The following is a 20,413-nucleotide window of genomic DNA, read 5'->3' as shown; positions in this document are numbered from 1 at the left end:
GCCAATTTTCCTTAAAGATCTTCCTGTCTGCTGCCGACAGTCTACAGACCGGCATCATGAATGCTATGGCATTACTCCGACTGTCGACAGAACCAGAATTTACCGCCCTGGCGCGGATTACGTCTCTTTTACTTCATGGATTAGAAATGCAGAAAAATTATGCCTTTGCGGCACTCTCCCTGTTAATGGCGTCACTGATCAGCGGCTGTGCCACCGAATCTTCCCGCGCTATTCAGGCCCCGCAGGTTCGCGCAGCCAGTCAGCCGGTTTACCAGGGCGTGCGCAGCCCGATTGCGGTAGGCCAGTTTGATAATCGCTCCTCGTACATGAACGGCATCTTCTCTGATGGCGTCGACAGGCTGGGCAATCAGTCGAAAACCATTCTGATTACCCATCTGCAGCAAACCAACCGTTTCAGCGTGCTGGATCGCAGCAACCTGAAAGAGCTGCAGCAGGAGTCGGATTTCAAACGCAGCCAGCAGAATATCAAAGGTGCGAACTACATCATCACCGGTGATATCACCGAATTTGGCCGCAAAGAGGTGGGCGATCAGCAGCTGTGGGGGATTCTGGGCCGCGGCAAAACGCAGGTCGCCTATGCCAAAGTGAATCTGAACGTGGTGGATGTCACCACTTCTGAAGTGGTCTACAGCTCCCAGGGCGCAGGCGAGTACCAGCTTTCGGCGCGTGAGGTCATCGGCTTTGGCGGCACCAGCAGCTATGACTCAACGCTGAACGGCAAAGTTATGGATCTGGCGATTCGTGAAGCGGTCGATCATTTAGTGGATGGAATCAACAACGGCGCATGGCGTCCGGCTAAATAAGGAAGCAGTAAATGAAGATGATGACATTGAGCAGCCTGCTGATTGCCGCAGCGCTGCTGGCCGGCTGTGCGCCAAAAGCACCGAAGACGATCTACTACTGGGGCGATTATCAGCAGCAGGTCTACAGCTACTATCAGCCGGGCAGCGATCCGCTGAAGCAGATTGATGCGCTGAATCTGGATATCGAAAAAGCCCGTGCTGTTAACCAGCCGGTTGCGCCTGGCCTGCATGCCCAGTTGGGTCTGCTCTTTGCCAAAACCGGCGATACCAATAAAGCCTTTGAGCAGTTTGCCATCGAGAAGCAGCTGTTTCCCGAATCGGCACCTTACATGGATTTTCTGATGAGTAAAAAACAAGGAGTGGTTCAGTGAAAAAACTGATTGCCCTGAGCGGCGCGCTGATGGTGTTGTTGCTGACCGGCTGTGCGCACCCGAAAAAACCTTATGATTACAGCGCGTTTCGTGCCAGCAAGCCCGCCTCAATTCTGGTGTTGCCTGCGGATAATAAATCACCGGATATCAACGCTGCTCACAGCCTGAACTCGCTGGTGACGCGTCCGCTGGCCGAAGCCGGTTACTACGTCTTCCCGGTGGCGGTTGTTGAAGAGACCTTTCAGCAGAATGGCGTGACCAGCGCCACTGACGCCCAGGCGGTCAGCGCGAAGCGTCTGAATGAGATTTTCCATGCCGACAGCGCGCTCTATGTCTCGATCAGCGAATATGGCAGTAGCTATCGGGTCATTGACAGCGTGACGACCGTGACGGCCCAGGCACGGCTGGTGGATCTGCGCAGCGGCAAAGAGATCTGGCAGGGTAAGGCCACTGCCAGCGACAGTGAAGATAACAACAATAACAATGGCGGACTGGTGGGGATGCTGGTGAACGCGGCGATCAAACAGATTGCCAGCAACGTCACTGATAAAGCGCACACCGTGGCCGGACTGACCAGCAATCGACTGCTGGCCCAGAACGAGCAGGGCGGGTTACTTACCGGCCCACGCTACACACTGGTTAGCGCCCGCTGATCAGACTCAGACGGGCGCGCTGGCGCCCGTTATCCCTGCGGCAGTTCCAGCTGGCTGTAGCCTAACCCATTCATCTTACGCACTTTAATCTGCACCGGAATACGCTCTTTCATCGCTTCCACGTGGCTGATCACCCCAATGGTTTTACCGCTGGCGTTAAGCGCGTCCAGCGCATCCAGCGCGGTATCCAGCGTCTGAGCATCCAGCGTGCCGAATCCCTCATCCAGAAACAGCGATTCGATACGCGTTTTATGACTGACCAGATCCGATAGCGCCAGCGCCAGTGCCAGACTCACCAGGAAGCTCTCGCCACCCGACAGCGTGCGGGTGTCGCGTGCCGCATCAGCCTGCCAGGTATCGACCACATCCAGCTCCAGCAAATCCTGCGCCCGCCGTTGCAGCAGATAGCGGCCATGCAGCCGATCGAGCTGCCTGTTAGCGAGCGACACCAGATGATCCAGCGTTAAGCCCTGGGCGAAGCGCCGGAATTTATCGCCGGTCGCGGAACCGATCAGATCGTTGAGCCGGCTCCACTGCGCCAGCACCACACCATCCTGTTCAATCTGCGTCATCAGGCTCTGCTGACGGGCGCGAAGGCTGGCATCGCTGTGCAGCTGCTGCTGAACCTGGCCCTGCAGGCTGGCGTTGTCGCGCAGAGCCAGCCGTAACTGCTCGAGCTGTTGTGCCAGCGCTTCGGCGGATTCCGGCATCGCGTCAGGCTTCGCCTGCTGATGGACACTGAGCCGCTGACGCAGATCTGCCCGTCGCGCCTGCTGCTGCTGGCATTGCTGGTCGAGCTGCTGCAGCTGCTGACGCAGTTGCAGCGCGGTCTGCTCATCCAATAGCGCCGCGCGCAGGCTGGCTTCATCCGCGAATCCGGCGCTCTCCAGTGACTGCTGCAATGCACTTTCCGCTTCAGCCAGTTTGCCGCTGAGCGTCTGACGCTGATTTTCCAGTCCCGACAGCTCACCCTGCAGTCGACTGACCTCAGCCTGCGCCTGCTGCAGGGCAGCGAGCTGCTGCGTCAGCTGTTCATCAGACTGCTGAATACGGGCCTGCATCTGCTGACGGGCGAGGGTGACCTCGCGATCGCCAAACAGCGCCTGACGCTGCTGACGCATTTCACCTAACTGTCTCTGGCTCTGCTGTTGTTGCTGTTGACGGATGGCCAGTTGCTGCTGTTCCTGCTCTGCCTGCTGTTGCAGGGCGGTGAGCTGGGTTTCGCCTTTTAACAGTTGCGGCTGCAGGTTAGCGAGCAACTGCTCACTCTCCTGCCAGCGCTGCCAGCGCCTCTGCTGTTCCGCCAGCCACGTGTCGCGATTCGCGGCATCGGGAAGGGCAAGGTTGTGGGCGCTGAACTGTTGGGCTAAACGGGATTGCAACTGCGCCATGGCCTGCTGTTCCTGCTGCTTCCGCTGGTGCAGCGCATCCAGCGCCTGCTGCAGGCTGATCAGCGACTGCTGCGCCAGTTGCTCTGCCTGCAGATGTTGCTGCCAGGCCTGCAACTGCTGAAGATGGTGATCTTTCGCGGCCTGACGTGCCTGTTCGGCGGCTTCCTGTGCCTGCCGCTGTTGCTCAAGCTGGCTTTCGTGTTCGCTTTGCTGCTGCTGCCACGCGGCTAACGCTTCGCGGTCGGCAAGGGTGAAGGTAAGTGCCAGCTCACCGCTTAGTGCCTGCCATTGCTGCTCAAGCTGGTCAAGCTGACGCTGCATTTCCGCGATTTCGTCACGCAGGGTCTGCTGCTGAACGGCAGATTGCTTTAGCTGTTCGCTTTTTGCCGTTCCTGCTTCACGCAATGTCTCAGTTTGCTGCAGCAGCGCAGCCCGGCGCTGCTGGTTAGCACTCACTTCCAGCGTGCTGTAGGTTTCAATGGCCGGATGGGTGCAGGAGCCGCACAGCGGGCACGGCTGATCGGGGGTGAGCCGGGCGCGGTAATCGCTGAGATCGATAATCTGCTGCTCCAGCGCACAAATTTTTTCAACGTCATCCAGCTGCTGCTTTTCGCGTTTCCACGTTTCACGCAGAGTCTGAAGTTCCGCTTCGCTCTGCTGTTGCGCTTTTTCAAGCGCGGTCAGCCGCTGCTGGCGCTGATTCAGCTGCTGATGCAGTGGCTGCCACTGCGTGGAGAGCAGCAACAGTTGCTGACGGGCCGGACGGCTGGTCTGCAACTGGCTTAATGCCTGCCGCAGTGCAGCGGGCGGATGCTGTTCATGAAGCGAAGTGAGTGCCTGCTCCGCCTGCAACAACGCCTGGTGCGCCTGTTGCTCCGCCTGCTGGCGCGGCAGGGCCTGCTGTGCCTGCTGTTGCTGTTTCGCCTGCTGGGCGTCGATCTGTTTTTGTTGCTGTTCGCACTGCTGCTGCAGTTCGGCCAGCATCGCCTCACGCTGTGCCAGCAGGGCAAAGTTCTCCTGCCATACCGGCAGTGAAGCGCCCCAATGCGCAAGATCGGCAAGCTGCTCACGTAACTGATGCTGTTCAGTCATCGCCTGCTGCACTGACGTGACCTGACGCTTCTGCTCAGCCAGTCTGGTCTGCGTCTGGTCAGCCTGCTGTTGCTGGCGGGCATTTTCCTGCTGTTGCTCTGCAAAGTGCTGCTGCAGCGTCATGATTCGCTGATCCAGCGGTAATACCTGTTCCGTCAGCAGGTTCTCCTGCTGCTGCTGTTCCTGAAGCGCCTGCTGGCGGGCCGTCTGAGCAGCAGCGTAATTTTGCTGATGCTGCTGCTGTTGGTTCTGCGCCTGCTGCGCCGATGCGGTCAGTTGCTGGCAGTGGCTCACGATCTGCTGCTGTTCGGTGCGTAATGCATCACGCTGCTGCAGTTTTATCCGCAGCTTTTCAGCCGGTTCGCTGCGAGCCAGCCGCTGGCGGTCCGTCTCTGCCGCCTGGGATGCGGACTGGGCCTGCTGCAACGCGGCATCAGCCTGCTCACTCTCCTGCTGTAACTGCTGCGCCTGCTGCTGCCACTGCTGCTGCTGCTGCGCCTGTTGATAGTGCGCGCTGAGCCGCTGTTCCGCGTCGGTCAGATCGGTGAGCTGCTGTTGCAGGGCGTCACGCGCGTCACTATCCAGCAGTGCCATCGCACTCGCCTGACTGCGCAACATATCCAGCTGCGTTTTCGCCTCTTTGTGACGCTCGTAGATAGCGGCGGAGATCAGGCCGTAAATTTCGGTGCCGGTCAGCTCCTCCAGCAGTTCGGCACGCTCACTGGCTTTAGCGTTGAGGAAGGCGGCAAACTGGCCCTGCGACAGCATCATTGAGCGGGTAAAACGTTCGAAATCAAGCCCGGAGAGGGTTTCGATCATCTTCAGCTTGTCACCGACTTTATCGGCAACAATGGTGTTGTCGGCGCAGCGCGCCAGCTCAACGCGCGGGGCCTGCAGCTTACCGTCGGCGGTGCCACGCGCACGGTTCTGGCTCCAGAAGGCGCGCCAGGCTTCGCCTTTGATCTCAAACTCTACTTCAGCCAGACATTCGGCACAGTCGCGCGTCATCAGCGCATTCTGGCTCTGGGAAATCGCGCCCAGGCGCGGCGTCTGGTGATAGAGCGCCAGACAAATGGCGTCCAGCAGGGTGGTTTTACCCGCGCCGGTCGCGCCGGTTATGGCAAACAGGCCATTGCTGGCAAAAGGCTCGGCGCGGAAGTCGATGAACCATTCACCGCGCAGAGCATTGAGGTTTTTAAACCGTAGCGTGAGGATCTTCATTGGGTCTCTTCCATGGCGGCCAGCGTCTGGCGGAACAGGGTGGTCATCTCGTCGATTTGCGCAGGTTGCAGCTTCTCATCCAGCGCGAGCCGGCGGGCAAAGACCTCTTCCACTTTCAGTTCACTCAGGGTTTCGTTGTCGAGCCGCGCCAGGCTCTGCTGCCGCTGCTCGCGGCTGCGGCGCAGCAGCAGGACTTCAACCGGCAGCGTGGCGGTCAGGGTTTCGACCTGATGCTGCAGATCGCTGAGGTACTCCTGCGTAGTGACTTCGATGTCGAGCCAGGTTGGCTTCTCCTGCTCAGCCGTGCTGAAGGCGTGTAACTGTTCCGCAATCTGCGCCAGCGATCCTTTCAGCACCTGCATCGGCTGCGCCTGCGGCACCACCAGCGGCGTAACGGATTGCAGGCCGCTTGCCGCAAGCTCCAGCAGAAAGACGCTTTTTTCGCTGCCCAGCTCATCAAAACTCAGCGGAATGGGCGAGCCGCTATAGCGGATATGCTCGCTGCCCGCCACGCGCTGGGCGCGATGAATATGGCCCAGTGCAATGTAGTCAGCGGCCGGAAAGGCACTGGCGGGGAAGGCATCAAGCGTACCGATGTAGATGTCACGCACCGAATCGCTCTGGCTGACCCCGACGGTGGTGAGATGTCCGGTAGCGATAATCGGCAATGCATGGCCCAGCGCCTGGGCGGCGGCAAAGCGCTGCTGATAGTGATGGGCAATCGCCTCCAGCAGCGAGGTCTGTTTATCGCGCCCTGACTGACCCGCCCGGCTGCGCAGAATATCGCGCGGTCGCAGATAGGGAATGGCACAGAGCAGTGTACCTGGTTCGCCCTGGCGTGTGTTCAGCAGCAACACATCATCCTGCTCCTGGGGGGTGGCGATTACCCGGGTGTTGAGACAGGCGAGCAGTTCGCGTGACTCATTCAGCGTCGCCACGGAATCGTGGTTGCCCGCCAGCACAATCAGCTGACAACCGGTGGGCTGCAGCGCCACCACAAAGCGGTTAAACATCTCGCGGGCGTAGCTGGGCGGCGTGCCGGTATCAAACAGATCGCCTGCAATAATCAACGCATCCACCTGATGCTGTTCAATCTGGATCAACAGCCAGTCGAGAAACGCCTGATGTTCGGCTGCCCGACTTTTGTTGTAAAAGAACTGCCCCAGATGCCAGTCCGCAGTATGAATGATGCGCATGATGAGTCCCTGCCGTTGTGATTCGCCCGGCGATTATACTGGCTCTGCGGCCAAAGCGAAAAATTGTCGCTGCGCTGTCATAAATGATTACCAACGGCGTTACAGGCAGGTTATGTTTTTCATAAAAGTGTCACAAATCTGACGCATAATGGCGCCGCGAATCTCAGTGACAGCCGTCATAATCAGCAGGAGTAATAATGGCTAAGCGCATTTTGGTTGTGGAGGATGAAGCCCCCATCCGTGAAATGTTGTGTTTTGTTCTGGAGCAGAACGACTATCAGCCAATTGAGGCGGAAGATTATGACAGTGCCGTGGGCAGGCTGATTGAACCCTGGCCCGATCTGATTTTACTGGACTGGATGTTACCTGGAGGCAGCGGTATTCAGTTTATCAAGCATCTGAAACGCGAGGCGATGACGCGGGATATCCCGGTGATGATGCTCACCGCGCGTGGCGAAGAGGAAGATCGGGTGCGTGGCCTGGAAGTGGGCGCCGATGATTACATTACCAAGCCCTTTTCACCCAAAGAGCTGATGGCGCGAATTAAAGCGGTGATGCGCCGTATTTCACCGATGGCGGTGGAAGAGGTGATTGAGATGCAGGGACTGAGTCTGGATCCTTCTTCACATCGCGTGATGTCCGAAACCACGCCGCTGGAGATGGGCCCGACCGAATATAAGCTGCTGCACTTCTTTATGACTCACCCGGAACGCGTATACAGCCGCGAACAGCTGCTGAACCACGTCTGGGGCACCAATGTGTATGTGGAAGATCGCACTGTTGATGTTCACATTCGCCGTTTACGTAAAGCGCTGGAAGTCTCCGGCCACGATCGCATGGTACAAACCGTCCGTGGAACAGGGTATCGTTTCTCTGCCCGCTACTAAACGGAGCCTTTACCGTGCTGGAACGCCTCTCCTGGAAGAGATTACTGACAGAACTGCTGCTGGCCTGTCTGCCTGCGGTGCTGCTGGGCCTGCTGTCTGGCGGTTTGCCCTGGTGGTTGCTGCTGAGCGTGGTCATGGTGCTGTTATGGCATTTCCACAATCTGATGCGGCTGTCGCACTGGCTGTGGCTCGACCGCACCATGACGCCACCCGCCGGGCGTGCCAGCTGGGAACCGCTGTTTTATGGTCTTTACCAGATGCAGCTGCGCAACCGGCGGCGGCGACGTGAACTCGGCAATCTGATCAAACGTTTCCGCAGCGGTGCCGAGTCGCTGCCGGATGCGGTGATCCTGACCACGGAAGAGGGCACTATTTTCTGGTGTAACGGTCTGGCGCAGCAGCACCTGGGTCTGCGCTGGCCGGAAGATAATGGCCAGAACATCCTCAATCTGCTGCGTTATCCGGAGTTCTCACGCTATCTGCGCCAGCGCGATTTTGACAAGCCCCTGACGCTGGTGCTGAACAACAAACTTCACATGGAATTTCGCGTCATGCCCTACAGCGAGGGGCAGTGGCTGCTGGTGGCGCGTGATGTGACGCAGATGCATCAGCTGGAAGGGGCGCGCCGTAACTTCTTTGCCAACGTCAGCCATGAGTTACGTACGCCGCTCACGGTGCTGCAGGGCTATCTGGAGATGATGAACGACTCGGTGATGAGCGAGCCTTCGCGCAGCAAAGCGCTGCACACGATGTCTGAGCAGACGCGTCGTATGGACAGCCTGGTCAAACAGCTGCTGACGCTGTCGCGCATTGAAGCCGCGCCTGCCATCGATCTGAAAGAGAAGGTGGATGTGCCGGTCATGCTGAAGCTGCTGCAGCATGAGGCGGCGACGCTAAGTGGCGGTCGTCACGATATTCATTTCCATACCGATCCCCATTTGAAAGTGTTCGGCAACGATGAACAGCTTCGCAGTGCTATCTCCAATCTGGTTTATAACGCGGTAAATCACACTCCGGATGGCACGCGGATTGATATCAGCTGGCTGCGCGGCAAACAGGGCGCCACCTTCCGGGTTTGCGACAACGGGCCGGGTATTGCTTCAGAACATATTCCCCGTCTGACCGAGCGTTTCTACCGCGTCGATAAAGCGCGTTCACGTGCCACTGGTGGCAGCGGGCTGGGTCTGGCGATAGTGAAACATGCGCTGAGTCACCACAACGCGCGGCTCGACATCACCAGCGTGCCGCACAAAGAGACCTGTTTTACGTTTACGCTGCCCGCGAGGTTGATTGTCAGCAGCGTGATGCAGGAGAATGCCGTTCATTAATGGCTGCCGGATCTTCCTGATGCGCATTCTTCTTGTATTGATTGTTACGCTGCTGCCGGGCCTGGCGCTGGCCCAGCACGGCACGCTCTCCGGCAATCTCAGCAGTGTCGGCTCAGATACGCTTGGCTATCTTATGACCCTGTGGGGCGAGGATTTTAGTCGGCAGGCGCCGGGCGTCAATGTGCAGGTTCAGGCCTCCGGTTCCTCAACCGCGCCGACCGCGCTGGCAGCAGGTGCCGCACAGCTCGGTCCGATGAGCCGCCCGATGCAGGCCGATGAGCGTCAGGCTTTTGAGGCGCGCTACGGCTATCCGCCGCTGGCGGTGCCGGTGGCGATGGATGCGCTGGTGGTGGTGGTGAATCAGCGTAACCCGCTGCAGCAGATTGAACCGCGTCAGCTCGACGCCATCTTCTCCGTTACCCGTCTGTGTGGCGCACACAGTGTGCCGCTGCGCTGGGGCGATCTCGGTTTAACCGGCGCGCAATGGAACAAACGCCCCATTCAGCGCTATGGACGTAATTCCGCCTCCGGCACCTGGGGTTTCTTCAAACAGCAGGTGCTATGCAAAGGCGATTTCCGCAGCGACGTAGCGGAGTTTCCTGGCTCGGCCGCGGTGGTGCAGGCGGTGGCCGGTAATTCGCGCAGCATCGGCTACGCCAGTTTTGGCTTTCATCTCAGCGGCGTAAAAATGCTGGCGGTGACGAATGATCAGGGCCAGGCGATTGCTCCGGATGCCGATGCTATTCGTAGCGGCCGTTATCCCTGGGCGCGCCCACTCTATCTCTATGTTAATAAAGCACCCGGTAAACCACTGCCGCCGCTGGTGGCGGCATTTCTGCAGCAGGTTCTTTCACCACAAGGACAGCGGCGGGTCAGCGAAGCGGGCTATCTGCCGCTCTCAGACAGCCAGATGGCAGAGGCGCGCGCCGCCCTGCGTTAATCCCGGTTGAATTTTTTTCATCATCCCTGAATTTACTTCAGTTGCAGATGCATGCCACTCATGACACTCTGTTTTCAGACATGTAGCCATCCAGATGGCTATTTATTTCGGAGTGCAATGATTTCCTGTCGTTATTACCGGCAGGAGAGACAGGAGTGATCATGCAAAGAGAAACCGCCCCGTTCCGTGCCGACACCGTTGGCAGTTTTCTGCGTCCCGCTGCGATTAAGCAGGCGCGCGAAGCGTTTGCTGCCGGAGAGATTGATGCGGCGGCCCTGCAGCAGGTAGAAGATGAGGCGATTCGCGATGTGGTAGCGAAGCAACGTGAAAATGGCCTGAAGGTGGTCACCGATGGCGAGTTTCGTCGCGGCTGGTGGCACTTCGACTTCTTCTATGGCCTGAATGGCGTTGAGCGCTATGAAGCGGAACAGGGCATCCAGTTTAATGGCGTGCAGACCAAAGCGCATGGCGTGAAAGTGGTGAGCAAACTCGGTTTCCCGGCGGATCATCCGATGCTGGCGCATTTCCGTTTCCTGCAGAGTATTGCCGGGGATGCGGTGTCAAAAATGACCATTCCCAGCCCCAGCGTTTTACACTTCCGCGGTGGCCGCAAAGTGATTGATGCAGAGGTCTATCCCGATCTGGCGGACTACTTCGAGGATCTGGCGCAGACCTACAAAGCGGCGATTCAGGCCTTTTATGATGCGGGCTGCCGCTATCTGCAGCTGGATGACACCGTCTGGGCTTATCTCTGCTCTGAAGATCAGAAGCGCGATATCCGCGAACGCGGCGACGATCCGGATCAGCTGGCACAGATTTACGCTCAGGTACTGAATAAAGCGCTGGAGGATAAGCCTGCCGATCTGACGGTGGGTCTGCATGTCTGCCGCGGGAACTTCCGCTCCACCTGGATCTCAGAGGGGGGCTACGGGCCGGTGGCAGAAATCCTGTTCGGCAGCGTCAACGTGGATGCGTTCTTCCTGGAGTATGACAATGCCCGGTCCGGCGGCTTTGAGCCACTGCGTTACATTAAACCGGGTCATCAGCAGGTGGTGCTGGGTTTAATCACCACTAAGGTGGGTGAACTGGAAGATCCGGCGCAGGTGAAAATCCGGCTGGAAGAGGCGGCGCAGTACGTCAGCCTGGATCAGATTTGCCTCAGCCCGCAATGCGGTTTTGCCTCAACTGAAGAGGGCAACAGCCTGAGTGAAGCGCAGCAGTGGCAGAAAATTCGTTTGGTGGTGGATATCGCGAATCAGGTCTGGTAGTGCTGTAACGTTGTGCAGACAGGCGCGTAAAACGCGCCTTTTGTGTATCTGAAACCCCGTTTATGCGGGGATTTCTCACGCTCTGTCTATTATTTAGGCACATCATCTTGTGTCCCTGCAGCAAAAATTAACGCTATCCACTGCCTTTGGGAAAAATGGTGGTATAACCTTCTGGTTTTCCGATCCCGTATTGCCTTTCACCGCTATAAACGTTTTACTTAGCGCCGTTGTCGATCCATCCCTCTGTGAACAGAATAAAAGCAGCTTAAATCACCTGCGCTTTACCCTGCGACGAGCATAATGCGCTGACATTGTCAGCCAGATCGCGGTTTACACGCAGCGAGGGGACAACACTAACCCAACTTCCACCGCAACATCAGTGACAGGCCGTATGACACATCGTTTAACTTCGAAGGACATTCTCGCGCTGGGCTTTATGACATTCGCCCTGTTTGTTGGCGCGGGCAACATCATTTTCCCGCCAATGGTCGGTATTCAGTCTGGTGAACACGTCTGGACCGCCGCAATTGGTTTTCTGATTACCGCAGTCGGGTTACCGGTGATGACCGTGATCGCGCTGGCTCGCGTCGGCGGCGGCGTGGATGCACTCAGCACTCCGATTGGCAAGGTTGCGGGCATTGTGCTGGCTACCGTGTGCTATCTGGCTGTTGGGCCGCTGTTTGCCACCCCGCGTACGGCAACGGTTTCATTTGAGATGGGTATTGCGCCGCTGACCGGCGATGGTGCGCTGCCCCTGTTTATCTACAGCCTGATCTACTTCGCGCTGGTGATTGGTGTATCGCTTTATCCGGGCAAACTGCTCGACACTGTAGGTCACTTCCTTGCGCCCTTGAAAATTATCGCGCTGACCGTGCTGGGCGTGGCTGCACTGGTGTGGCCGGCGGGTGGCACCATTCCCGCGACCGTTGATTATCAGCATGCGGCGTTCTCAAGCGGTTTCGTTAACGGCTATCTGACGATGGATACGCTGGGCGCGCTGGTTTTTGGCATCGTGATTGTCAACGCCGCCCGTTCGCGTGGCGTCGACAATGCCGCGCTGCTGACGCGCTATACCGTGCTGGCAGGCCTGATCGCGGGTCTGGGCCTGACGCTGGTCTACCTTTGCCTGTTTAAGCTGGGCGCGGGCAGCGGTGCGCTGGTTGATCAAAACGCCAACGGCGCAGCGATTCTGCATGCGTATGTTCAGCACACCTTTGGCAATATGGGCAGTCTCTTCCTGGCCGCACTGATTTTTGTTGCCTGCATGGTGACCGCCGTTGGCCTGACCTGTGCCTGTGCGGAATTTTTTGCGCAATACCTGCCGTTATCGTATAAAACGCTGGTGTTTATTCTGGGTCTGTTCTCGATGGTGGTGTCGAACCTCGGCCTGAGCCACCTGATTCAGATCTCCATCCCGGTACTCACGGCGATTTACCCGCCTTGTATCGTGCTGGTTGTACTGAGTTTCACCCTCAACTGGTGGAACAAGAGCAGCCGGATTATCGCGCCAGCGATGCTGGTAAGCCTGCTGTTTGGCATTGTTGATGCGATTAAAACCACCGGGTTTAAAGATTTGCTGCCCGCTTTCAGTCAGCATCTGCCGCTGGCCGATCAGGGTCTCGCCTGGTTGCCGCCGTCGCTGGTGATGCTGCTGATTGCCGCTGTTGTTGATCGGGTGAAGGGGCCGGAACAGGTTGCCGTTCACTCGTAACAGAACGCACTGATTTTTCTTTAACCACGGGCCTGCCCGTGGTTTTTTCATTTCACAGGTACAGGTTGTTATGCAAGAAACCAACAAGCTCAAACGCGGACTGAGCACGCGCCACATCCGTTTTATGGCGCTGGGATCGGCGATTGGCACCGGGCTGTTTTACGGTTCCGCCGACGCGATAAAAATGGCCGGCCCGAGCGTGCTGCTCGCCTATATCATCGGTGGGGCCGTGGCTTACATCATCATGCGTGCGCTGGGTGAGATGTCCGTTAATAATCCTCAGGCCAGTTCCTTTTCACGCTATGCGCAGGACTATCTTGGGCCGATGGCGGGTTACATTACCGGCTGGACCTACTGTTTTGAGATCCTGATTGTCGCGATTGCAGATGTCACCGCGTTCGGCATCTATATGGGCGTCTGGTTCCCCGAGGTGCCGCACTGGATTTGGGTGCTGAGCGTGGTGCTGATCATCGGTGCCGTCAATCTGATGAGCGTGAAAGTGTTCGGTGAAGTGGAGTTCTGGTTCTCCTTCTTCAAAGTCGCCACCATCATTGTGATGATTCTGGCCGGTTTCGGCATGATCATCTGGGGGATTGGCAACGGCGGCCAGCCGACCGGCATCCATAATTTATGGACCAATGGCGGCTTCTTCGCGCACGGCGTGGTCGGCATGCTGCTGTCGCTGCAGATGGTGATGTTCGCCTACGGCGGCATTGAGATCATCGGGATTACGGCGGGTGAAGCGAAAGATCCGGAGAAGTCGATTCCGCGTGCGATTAACTCAGTGCCGTGGCGCATTCTGGTGTTCTATGTCGGTACGCTGTTTGTGATTATGTCCATCTACCCATGGAATCAGGTAGGCACGTCGGGCAGCCCGTTTGTGCTGACATTCCAGCATCTTGGCATCGCCGCCGCCGCCTCTATCCTCAATTTTGTGGTGCTGACCGCGTCACTCTCGGCGATTAACAGTGATGTGTTTGGTGTGGGTCGCATGCTGCACGGAATGGCGCAGCAAGGCCATGCGCCTAAAGTCTTTATGAAGGTCTCTTCACGCGGGATTCCGTGGGTGACGGTTGTCGTGATGATGTTTGCCATGCTGATTGCGGTCTATCTCAACTACCTGATGCCCGAAAAAGTCTTCCTGGTGATCGCGTCGCTGGCGACCTTTGCAACAGTATGGGTCTGGATCATGATTCTGCTGTCGCAGATCGCGTTCCGTCGCAAAATTGGCAAAGAGGCGGCCAGTAAGCTGAAGTTTGCACTGCCAGGTGGCAGCTGGACGGCGGGTGTCGGCGTTGCCTTCCTCTGCTTTATCATCGGGCTGATTGGATATTTCCCCGATACCCGTATTTCACTCTATGTGGGTATGGTGTGGATAGTGGTATTGCTGCTGGGTTATAAGCTGGTGCGTAAAACCCGCTAATCCTCTGTTCTGCTCTCCCGATTTATGGGGGAGCAGAACACGCTATTTCCCCTCTCAAATTTTCCCCGCATCTGATTATTTATGTGATCCCCGCCACAACACGAACTCCTTTTATTCGGCACTTATTGTGTATCAGCGAAATAAGGTCATGCATCACATTATTTCAGCAAATAGTTCCGGGAATGATTATTTCAAAGAGCAGTGAATATCACGGAGGATGCAAACCGGGGACAGGGACACAAGAGAGCCTGAGCAGGAGAGGGTGCAGCTAATCGGGCACGAAGGGTAATAAAGGCAGAAATAAAAAACGGCGAAACCAGTCGCCGAAATACTCAAGGATTACAGGAAAATAGTTAATAAAGGGATGATTGACGTAACTATCGTAAAACAAAACGGGTAGCGCTGATAGTCAGTCGTTTTAAATAAGAATAGGTCGGAGTGGCGTTAATTAACCGTGGTTAACATTATTAAGGCCGCATTGAGACTGCGGCCTTAATTTCATTAGCCACAGACTCAGGGCAATATAACCGAAACCGGCAACACAGCGCTGTTATCCAGGTTTTTCCGCAGCTGAGTCAGCGTGGATTGATAAGGGCAGAGCACGCCGACATGGGTAACTCTGCAGTCTGACTGATGCCATTCCTGATGTAATAACGGATGTTTATCATCAATTGGTTGCAGCTGTCGGATACCATCCAGACTCTGCGCCTGAAAATAGAGTCGCAAAAAACGTTTGCCACTGTGAATGTCGCGCCAGCGCTCCAGCACCAGACTGCTGCCCGGCGGAATGTTGCCGCGTGAATAGCCGGGTAACTGCCAGCTAAAGTCCATCAGAGTGCGCACCATTGCGATGTTGGTGTCATGCGCCACCAGAATCAGCCAGCGGGTTGGCGAGCTGTCAGACGCAATTTCTGACAGCAGGGCGTTAAGCAGTATTGAGCCACGGTGCTGAGCCAGATAAAGGATATCGTTGCTCAGATCGTAGTTTGCGGTCAGCAATGGAAGCAGCGAGGTGATCTGCGCGGCAGAGGTGATGTGTCCCCAGGCGAGCTGATCAAACGGCAGGTTTTCGCTGTAACCCAGTCGCAGCGTCTCCACCATGCTCGCCATCACACTCAGCCCGTAAACGTAAGTATTGCCGTTGCGCGTCTGCCGAAACGCCCAGGGCGCATCAAACAACGGGCAATCTGTTGCGGGCGGGCAGACGGCAGCTTTCAGTTGCTGAATCGCCGGCTGCAGCTGCTGTTGCAGCCGGGCCAGATCGCCTGCTTTCTGCTGTTTCGCGGCGAGCTCCTGAGCGGGATCGGTCCGGGTGATGGTCAGCTTTTCGCTCTGAAACAGGGGATCGGCATCGCCTGCTACGTGATGCACGGGCACGCCGCAGCCGGGAAATGCGCCGTCCGTCAGCGCCGCGGCGGTGGCGCGGGTGCGCTGAAGCGGACTGGCGCGAACGTAGACCTCAGCCGCGTCAGGACAGCCCGTGCTCAGCAGCCCGAGCTGACGATAGCGATCGCCTTCCCAGCGTCCTTTATTCACCACAGCGCTGTAGCCATGGCCGGTCAGCTCACCATCGGCAGTGGTCCACTGCGTCCAGGGTTGCTGGCTGGCGGCTTCGATCTCTTTGCGATTGCCGGGCGTGGGCGGACGAACACCGTGACGGCTCAGTTCGACTACTTTCTCCAGCTGGTAATCCGCCGCCTGTGACGCCGGGCTTAGCAGCCAGAGAGAACTGAGGATCAGCGCGCAGCGGTACAGGGCAGGCATCGTCATTTATTCCTCCAGCGCCAGATTGCCGGTCAGCGCTTTTATTTTCGGGTAAAGGGCTGCATTGGACAGCAACACCGGGTTGCCGTTTTTCATTCCGTCATTACGCAGGTAATCATTGGTGACACCGCCTGCTTCACGCATCAGGACGATGCCCGGCAGACTGTCCCAGGGATGCATATGCGCTTCATAGTAGCCAATCAGCCGCCCGGCGGCCGCCCAGGCGCTGGTAAGCGCACCAGAACCGATACGAATAAACATGCCACCCTGTTCTGTTAAGCCGCGAATCAGCCGCGAGGTACTTTCACCCGGTGTGCGGCTGGAGTTGCTGATGCCGAGTAACCCCTCGTTGAGATGCTGCGCGTCATGGGCCTGCAGACGGCTCTCATTAACCCACGCGCCCTGGCCCGCTCGTGCATGAAACAGCTCCTGATGGTTAGGATCGCAGACCACGCCGATCACCGGTTCGCCCTCACAGACGACGGCCAGCGAGACGCACCAGTTAGGCAGGCCATTGACGAAGCAGGCGGTGCCATCGATCGGATCAACGACCCAGATAAAAGGCGCGCCCTGGACCTCGCCACCGCTCTCTTCGCCATAGACGGCATCCTCAGGAAAACGCTCGGCAATTAACGACTTAATTAATGCCTCAACGTTACGATCAGCCTCGCTGACCACATCCTGCAAATCCCTTTTGTGTTCCACTACCAATGTCTGACGCTGTTGATACCATGACAAAGCCCGGCTGCCCGCAGCACGGGCAATGTCGCAGGCGTAACGATAACGCGCGTCTATTTCAGAATGCGAAGCGGATGACATCTTTTCCTCTTATGATTTTTTTGCCATAACGAACGGAAGGTGCGCCTGAGCAGGCGGTCTGGCTGTAATGTTTTCTTAGCTATTGTTAAGAAAGGCTTCATTAAGCCGCAGATAAGCAGCAATGGCAAGATGGCGGGAAGTCAGGAAAGCGGCTTTTTATTCAGACGAAAGCTGGCATCCGCCAGCCCGGCAGCAGAGGATCGGGTTTTACAGGGTTCTGCTGGTCGCCAGCGCCATTAAACGCGGATAAAAAATAAAAAACAGCGCTTCCAGCTGATCATAGTGTTGGGTGAAATCATGGTAGGAGTCGCGCAGTGCCGCCAGGCGTGGACGGCGGCTGGCCATGCCGTGCAGCACCCGCTCAAGCCGTGCAGGCTGGGCATAATGCTCAAACCAGCGCTCACGCCACATCACAGCATTGAGTTCCTGAAATTCAGTGGGGGTATCTGGCAGTTGCGGCAGGATTTCGCGCTCGGCGGCGGCAGAAAACTGCACCAGCGTCTGCTCGGGTGTGAAACGCTGCCAGTGGCGAGCCAAAAAATGGTCCCAGATGACATCCAGTGTGATGGGTGCCACGCGATACGTTTCCGCACGGAACAGCTGACGGGCGCTGCGCACTTCCGGCAGCCCATCGGTCATCACATCCAGACGACGATGCATCAGAATGCCGTCTGCAACAGGTGCAGACCAGTGCTGGTGCGGGTTGCCACGCACAAAGTCGGCCATTAAATTGCCGAGTAAGGAGCTGTTGGCCAGCTTAGCCAGATGGAGATGCGCAAGAAAGTTCATGCCGCATTATAGGCTGAACTGCCTTAGCGCAGCCAGTTGTTCAGAATTGGTCGTTTTTCCGCTAAACTGTGCCGCCTGTTTTTGCCTGAGAAAGAACATTTCAATGCGTGTCGCTGATTTTGCTTTTGAACTGCCCGAATCCCTGATTGCTCACTATCCCCAGGCGCAGCGCAGTGGCTGTCGCCTGCTGTCGCTCGATGGCCCCAGCGGGGCCTTGTCGCACGGTGTTTTCACCGACGTGCTGGATAAGCTGAATCCAGGCGATCTGCTGGTGTTCAACAACACCCGCGTGATTCCGGCGCGCGTCTTTGGCCGTAAAGCCAGCGGTGGCAAAATCGAAATGCTGGTAGAGCGGATGCTCGACGATAAGCGCGTACTGGCACATGTGCGCGCCTCGAAAGCACCAAAGCCGGGCGCAGAACTGCTTCTGGGTGAAGATGAGAGCGTGAAAGCGACGATGGTGGCACGCCACGATGCGCTATTTGAGATTGTCTTTGATGATGAGCGCGCGGTGCTCGATATTCTCAACAGCGTCGGCCATATGCCGCTGCCGCCCTATATTGACCGTCCGGATGAAGAGGCGGATCGCGAGCTTTATCAGACGGTTTACAGCGCCCGTCCGGGTGCTGTCGCGGCCCCGACCGCCGGTCTGCATTTCGATGAACCGCTGCTGCAGGCGCTGAAAGAGAAGGGCGTTGAAATGGCGTTTGTGACGCTGCATGTTGGGGCGGGGACTTTCCAGCCGGTGCGTGTCGAGACCATCGAAGAGCATCACATGCACGCAGAATATGCCGAAGTGCCGCAGGAGGTTGTTGACGCGGTGCTGGCCTGTAAAGCGCGCGGCAATAAGGTGGTCGCCGTCGGCACCACCTCCGTCCGTTCGCTGGAGAGCGCCGCCAAAGCGAGTCAGGATGCTCTGATTGCGCCGTTCTTCGACGATACCCAGATTTTCATCTATCCGGGCTATGAGTATCAGGTGATCGATGCGCTGATCACCAACTTCCATTTGCCCGAATCGACGCTGATTATGCTGGTCTCGGCATTCGCCGGTTATCAGCACACCATGGCGGCGTATCACGCAGCCGTGGCTGAGCAATATCGTTTCTTCAGTTATGGTGACGCGATGTTTATCAGCAAAAATCCGCAGGCGCCGCTGGAAAAAGTGGGCGACTGATTTATTAACCGATAGCCGGAACCGCCTTAATAGCGTGAAGGTTGTATACATTGGACTGTTTCTCCAATGGGGGCTTTGTGAAATTTGAACTTGATACTACAGACGGGCGCGCACGCCGTGGCCGTCTGATTTTTGATCGCGGTGTGGTGGAAACCCCTGCGTTTATGCCTGTCGGCACCTATGGCACCGTGAAAGGCATGACGCCGGAAGAAGTGCAGGAGACTGGCGCACAGATCATTCTGGGCAATACCTTCCACCTCTGGCTGCGTCCGGGCCAGGAGATCATGAAACTGCATGGCGATCTGCATGATTTTATGCAGTGGAAAGGGCCGATTCTGACCGACTCCGGCGGCTTCCAGGTCTTCAGCCTGGGTGACATCCGCAAAATCACCGAAGCGGGCGTTCACTTCCGTAACCCGATCAATGGCGACCCGATCTTCCTCGATCCGGAAAAATCGATGGAGATTCAGTATGACCTCGGTTCCGACATCGTCATGATCTTCGATGAATGTACGCCCTATCCGGCGGACTGGGACTATGCCAAACGCTCCATGGAGATGTCGCTGCGCTGGGCGCGACGCAGCCGTGATCGTTTCGACAGCCTGGGGAATAAAAATGCGTTGTTTGGCATTATCCAGGGCTCGGTTTACGAAGATTTACGAGATGTCTCGGTGAAAGGTCTGGTAGAGATTGGCTTTGATGGGTACGCTGTGGGCGGCCTGGCGGTGGGTGAGCCCAAGCAGGACATGCACCGTATTCTTGAGCACGTCTGTCCGCAGCTTCCGCAGGATAAACCACGTTATCTGATGGGTGTCGGCAAGCCAGAAGATCTGGTTGAAGGCGTCCGTCGCGGCGTCGATATGTTTGACTGCGTGATGCCTACCCGTAATGCCCGAAATGGTCACCTGTTTGTGACTGAGGGTGTGGTGAAAATCCGCAACGCCCGATACAAAGATGACACTGCGCCGCTGGATGCGGAGTGTGATTGTTACACCTGTCGCAATTATAGCCGCGCCTACTTGTATCATCTCGACCGTTGTAACGAAATACTGGGCGCGCGTCTGAACACTATCCACAATTTGCGCTATTACCAGCGTCTGATGGCAGGTTTACGCCAGGCCATTGAAGAGGGTAAATTAGAACACTTTGTAACTGAGTTTTACCAACGGACGGGCAAAGAAGTTCCGCCATTAACGTCTGATAATTCATCAATGAGGGAAATTTAATGAGCTTATTCATTTCTGACGCCGTGGCTGCAGCTGGCGCACCGTCTCAGGGAAGTCCGTATTCTCTGGTGATCATGCTGGTGGTGTTTGGTCTGATTTTCTACTTCATGATCCTGCGTCCGCAGCAGAAACGTGCGAAAGAGCACAAGAAGCTGATGGATTCCATCTCTAAGGGTGATGAAGTGCTGACCAGCGGTGGCCTGGTAGGACGCGTAACGAAAGTCTCTGACACGGGATACGTCGCTATCGCGCTGAATGACACCAATGAAGTCGTCGTTAAACGTGATTTCGTCGCTGCCGTGCTGCCTAAAGGCACTATCAAGGCGCTGTAATTCT

The 20,413-nt window shown here is 56.9% G+C and carries 17 protein-coding genes; 12 read left to right on the top strand and 5 right to left on the bottom strand.

Translation table 11 applies throughout. From position 1 onward, the window contains the following. The first annotated feature begins 146 nt into the window (after nucleotides 1-146). From IAI47_RS14880 to IAI47_RS14870, 3 genes are read left to right on the top strand one after another with little or no spacing between them, the layout of a single operon-like run. Entirely contained in the window at nucleotides 147-824 is a 678-nt protein-coding gene (locus IAI47_RS14880) for a CsgG/HfaB family protein (protein WP_008924867.1), read from the top strand. Between the two features lie 11 nt (nucleotides 825-835). Next, nucleotides 836-1,195: a DUF4810 domain-containing protein gene (locus IAI47_RS14875; RefSeq protein ID WP_008924868.1), complete on the top strand. Its 360-nt coding sequence runs from the start codon at nucleotides 836-838 to the stop codon at nucleotides 1,193-1,195. After that, nucleotides 1,192-1,848, top strand: a complete 657-nt coding sequence (locus IAI47_RS14870; RefSeq protein WP_008924869.1) for a DUF799 domain-containing protein — start codon at nucleotides 1,192-1,194, stop codon at nucleotides 1,846-1,848. The genes IAI47_RS14875 and IAI47_RS14870 overlap by 4 nt, the downstream gene beginning before the upstream one ends. A gap of 29 nt (nucleotides 1,849-1,877) precedes the next feature. On the opposite strand, the gene IAI47_RS14865 is transcribed toward IAI47_RS14870, so the two are convergent. After that, entirely contained in the window at nucleotides 1,878-5,552 is a 3,675-nt protein-coding gene (locus IAI47_RS14865) for an AAA family ATPase (RefSeq protein WP_008924870.1), read from the bottom strand. Beyond that, entirely contained in the window at nucleotides 5,549-6,748 is a 1,200-nt protein-coding gene (sbcD, locus tag IAI47_RS14860) for an exonuclease subunit SbcD (RefSeq protein WP_008924871.1), read from the bottom strand. The genes IAI47_RS14865 and sbcD overlap by 4 nt, the downstream gene beginning before the upstream one ends. Before the next feature lie 197 nt (nucleotides 6,749-6,945). Here sbcD and phoB point away from each other — a divergent pair, with 197 nt between their 5' ends. The 6 genes from phoB to proY all read left to right on the top strand — a co-directional run bounded on the left by phoB (nucleotide 6,946) and on the right by proY (nucleotide 14,305). Continuing rightward, nucleotides 6,946-7,635 (top strand): phosphate response regulator transcription factor PhoB, encoded by a 690-nt coding sequence (phoB, locus tag IAI47_RS14855; RefSeq protein WP_008924872.1) that lies wholly within the window; start codon nucleotides 6,946-6,948, stop codon nucleotides 7,633-7,635. Nucleotides 7,636-7,649: 14 nt separating this feature from the next. After that, nucleotides 7,650-8,963, top strand: a complete 1,314-nt coding sequence (phoR, locus tag IAI47_RS14850; RefSeq protein WP_008924873.1) for a phosphate regulon sensor histidine kinase PhoR — start codon at nucleotides 7,650-7,652, stop codon at nucleotides 8,961-8,963. A gap of 19 nt (nucleotides 8,964-8,982) precedes the next feature. Continuing rightward, nucleotides 8,983-9,903: a PstS family phosphate ABC transporter substrate-binding protein gene (locus IAI47_RS14845; protein WP_008924874.1), complete on the top strand. Its 921-nt coding sequence runs from the start codon at nucleotides 8,983-8,985 to the stop codon at nucleotides 9,901-9,903. Between the two features lie 161 nt (nucleotides 9,904-10,064). Next, nucleotides 10,065-11,171, top strand: a complete 1,107-nt coding sequence (locus IAI47_RS14840) for a cobalamin-independent methionine synthase II family protein (RefSeq protein WP_008924875.1) — start codon at nucleotides 10,065-10,067, stop codon at nucleotides 11,169-11,171. 391 nt (nucleotides 11,172-11,562) lie between these two features. Beyond that, on the top strand, nucleotides 11,563-12,882 hold the full coding sequence (gene brnQ, locus IAI47_RS14835; protein ID WP_008924876.1) for a branched-chain amino acid transporter carrier protein BrnQ: 1,320 nt from the start codon (nucleotides 11,563-11,565) through the stop codon (nucleotides 12,880-12,882). Nucleotides 12,883-12,952: 70 nt separating this feature from the next. After that, nucleotides 12,953-14,305, top strand: a complete 1,353-nt coding sequence (gene proY / locus IAI47_RS14830) for a proline-specific permease ProY (RefSeq protein WP_003852502.1) — start codon at nucleotides 12,953-12,955, stop codon at nucleotides 14,303-14,305. A gap of 513 nt (nucleotides 14,306-14,818) precedes the next feature. Here the strand turns inward: proY and IAI47_RS14825 are convergent. The 3 genes from IAI47_RS14825 to IAI47_RS14815 form a co-directional block, all read right to left on the bottom strand. After that, a complete protein-coding gene (locus IAI47_RS14825) occupies nucleotides 14,819-16,075 on the bottom strand; it encodes a histidine-type phosphatase (RefSeq protein ID WP_008924877.1) in 1,257 nt (418 codons plus the stop codon). Further along, on the bottom strand, nucleotides 16,076-16,888 hold the full coding sequence (locus tag IAI47_RS14820) for an inositol monophosphatase (protein WP_003852505.1): 813 nt from the start codon (nucleotides 16,886-16,888) through the stop codon (nucleotides 16,076-16,078). Nucleotides 16,889-17,095: 207 nt separating this feature from the next. Continuing rightward, nucleotides 17,096-17,677, bottom strand: coding sequence for an ACP phosphodiesterase (locus IAI47_RS14815; protein WP_008924878.1), 582 nt, complete (start codon nucleotides 17,675-17,677; stop codon nucleotides 17,096-17,098). Nucleotides 17,678-17,780: 103 nt separating this feature from the next. Here IAI47_RS14815 and queA point away from each other — a divergent pair, with 103 nt between their 5' ends. The 3 genes from queA to yajC all read left to right on the top strand — a co-directional run bounded on the left by queA (nucleotide 17,781) and on the right by yajC (nucleotide 20,409). Further along, complete coding sequence (gene queA, locus IAI47_RS14810) at nucleotides 17,781-18,851, top strand: tRNA preQ1(34) S-adenosylmethionine ribosyltransferase-isomerase QueA (protein WP_003852507.1); 1,071 nt, start codon at nucleotides 17,781-17,783, stop codon at nucleotides 18,849-18,851. Nucleotides 18,852-18,928: 77 nt separating this feature from the next. Then, complete coding sequence (tgt, locus tag IAI47_RS14805) at nucleotides 18,929-20,077, top strand: tRNA guanosine(34) transglycosylase Tgt (RefSeq protein WP_003852508.1); 1,149 nt, start codon at nucleotides 18,929-18,931, stop codon at nucleotides 20,075-20,077. Beyond that, entirely contained in the window at nucleotides 20,077-20,409 is a 333-nt protein-coding gene (gene yajC, locus IAI47_RS14800; RefSeq protein ID WP_003852509.1) for a preprotein translocase subunit YajC, read from the top strand. Before tgt ends, yajC begins: the two co-directional genes overlap by 1 nt. Nucleotides 20,410-20,413: the final 4 nt, after the last annotated feature.

It is taken from the genome of Pantoea sp. MT58 (genome assembly GCF_014495885.1).
Taxonomy (GTDB): domain Bacteria; phylum Pseudomonadota; class Gammaproteobacteria; order Enterobacterales; family Enterobacteriaceae; genus Pantoea; species Pantoea eucalypti.
This window is presented reverse-complemented; position numbering and strand designations above follow the sequence as displayed.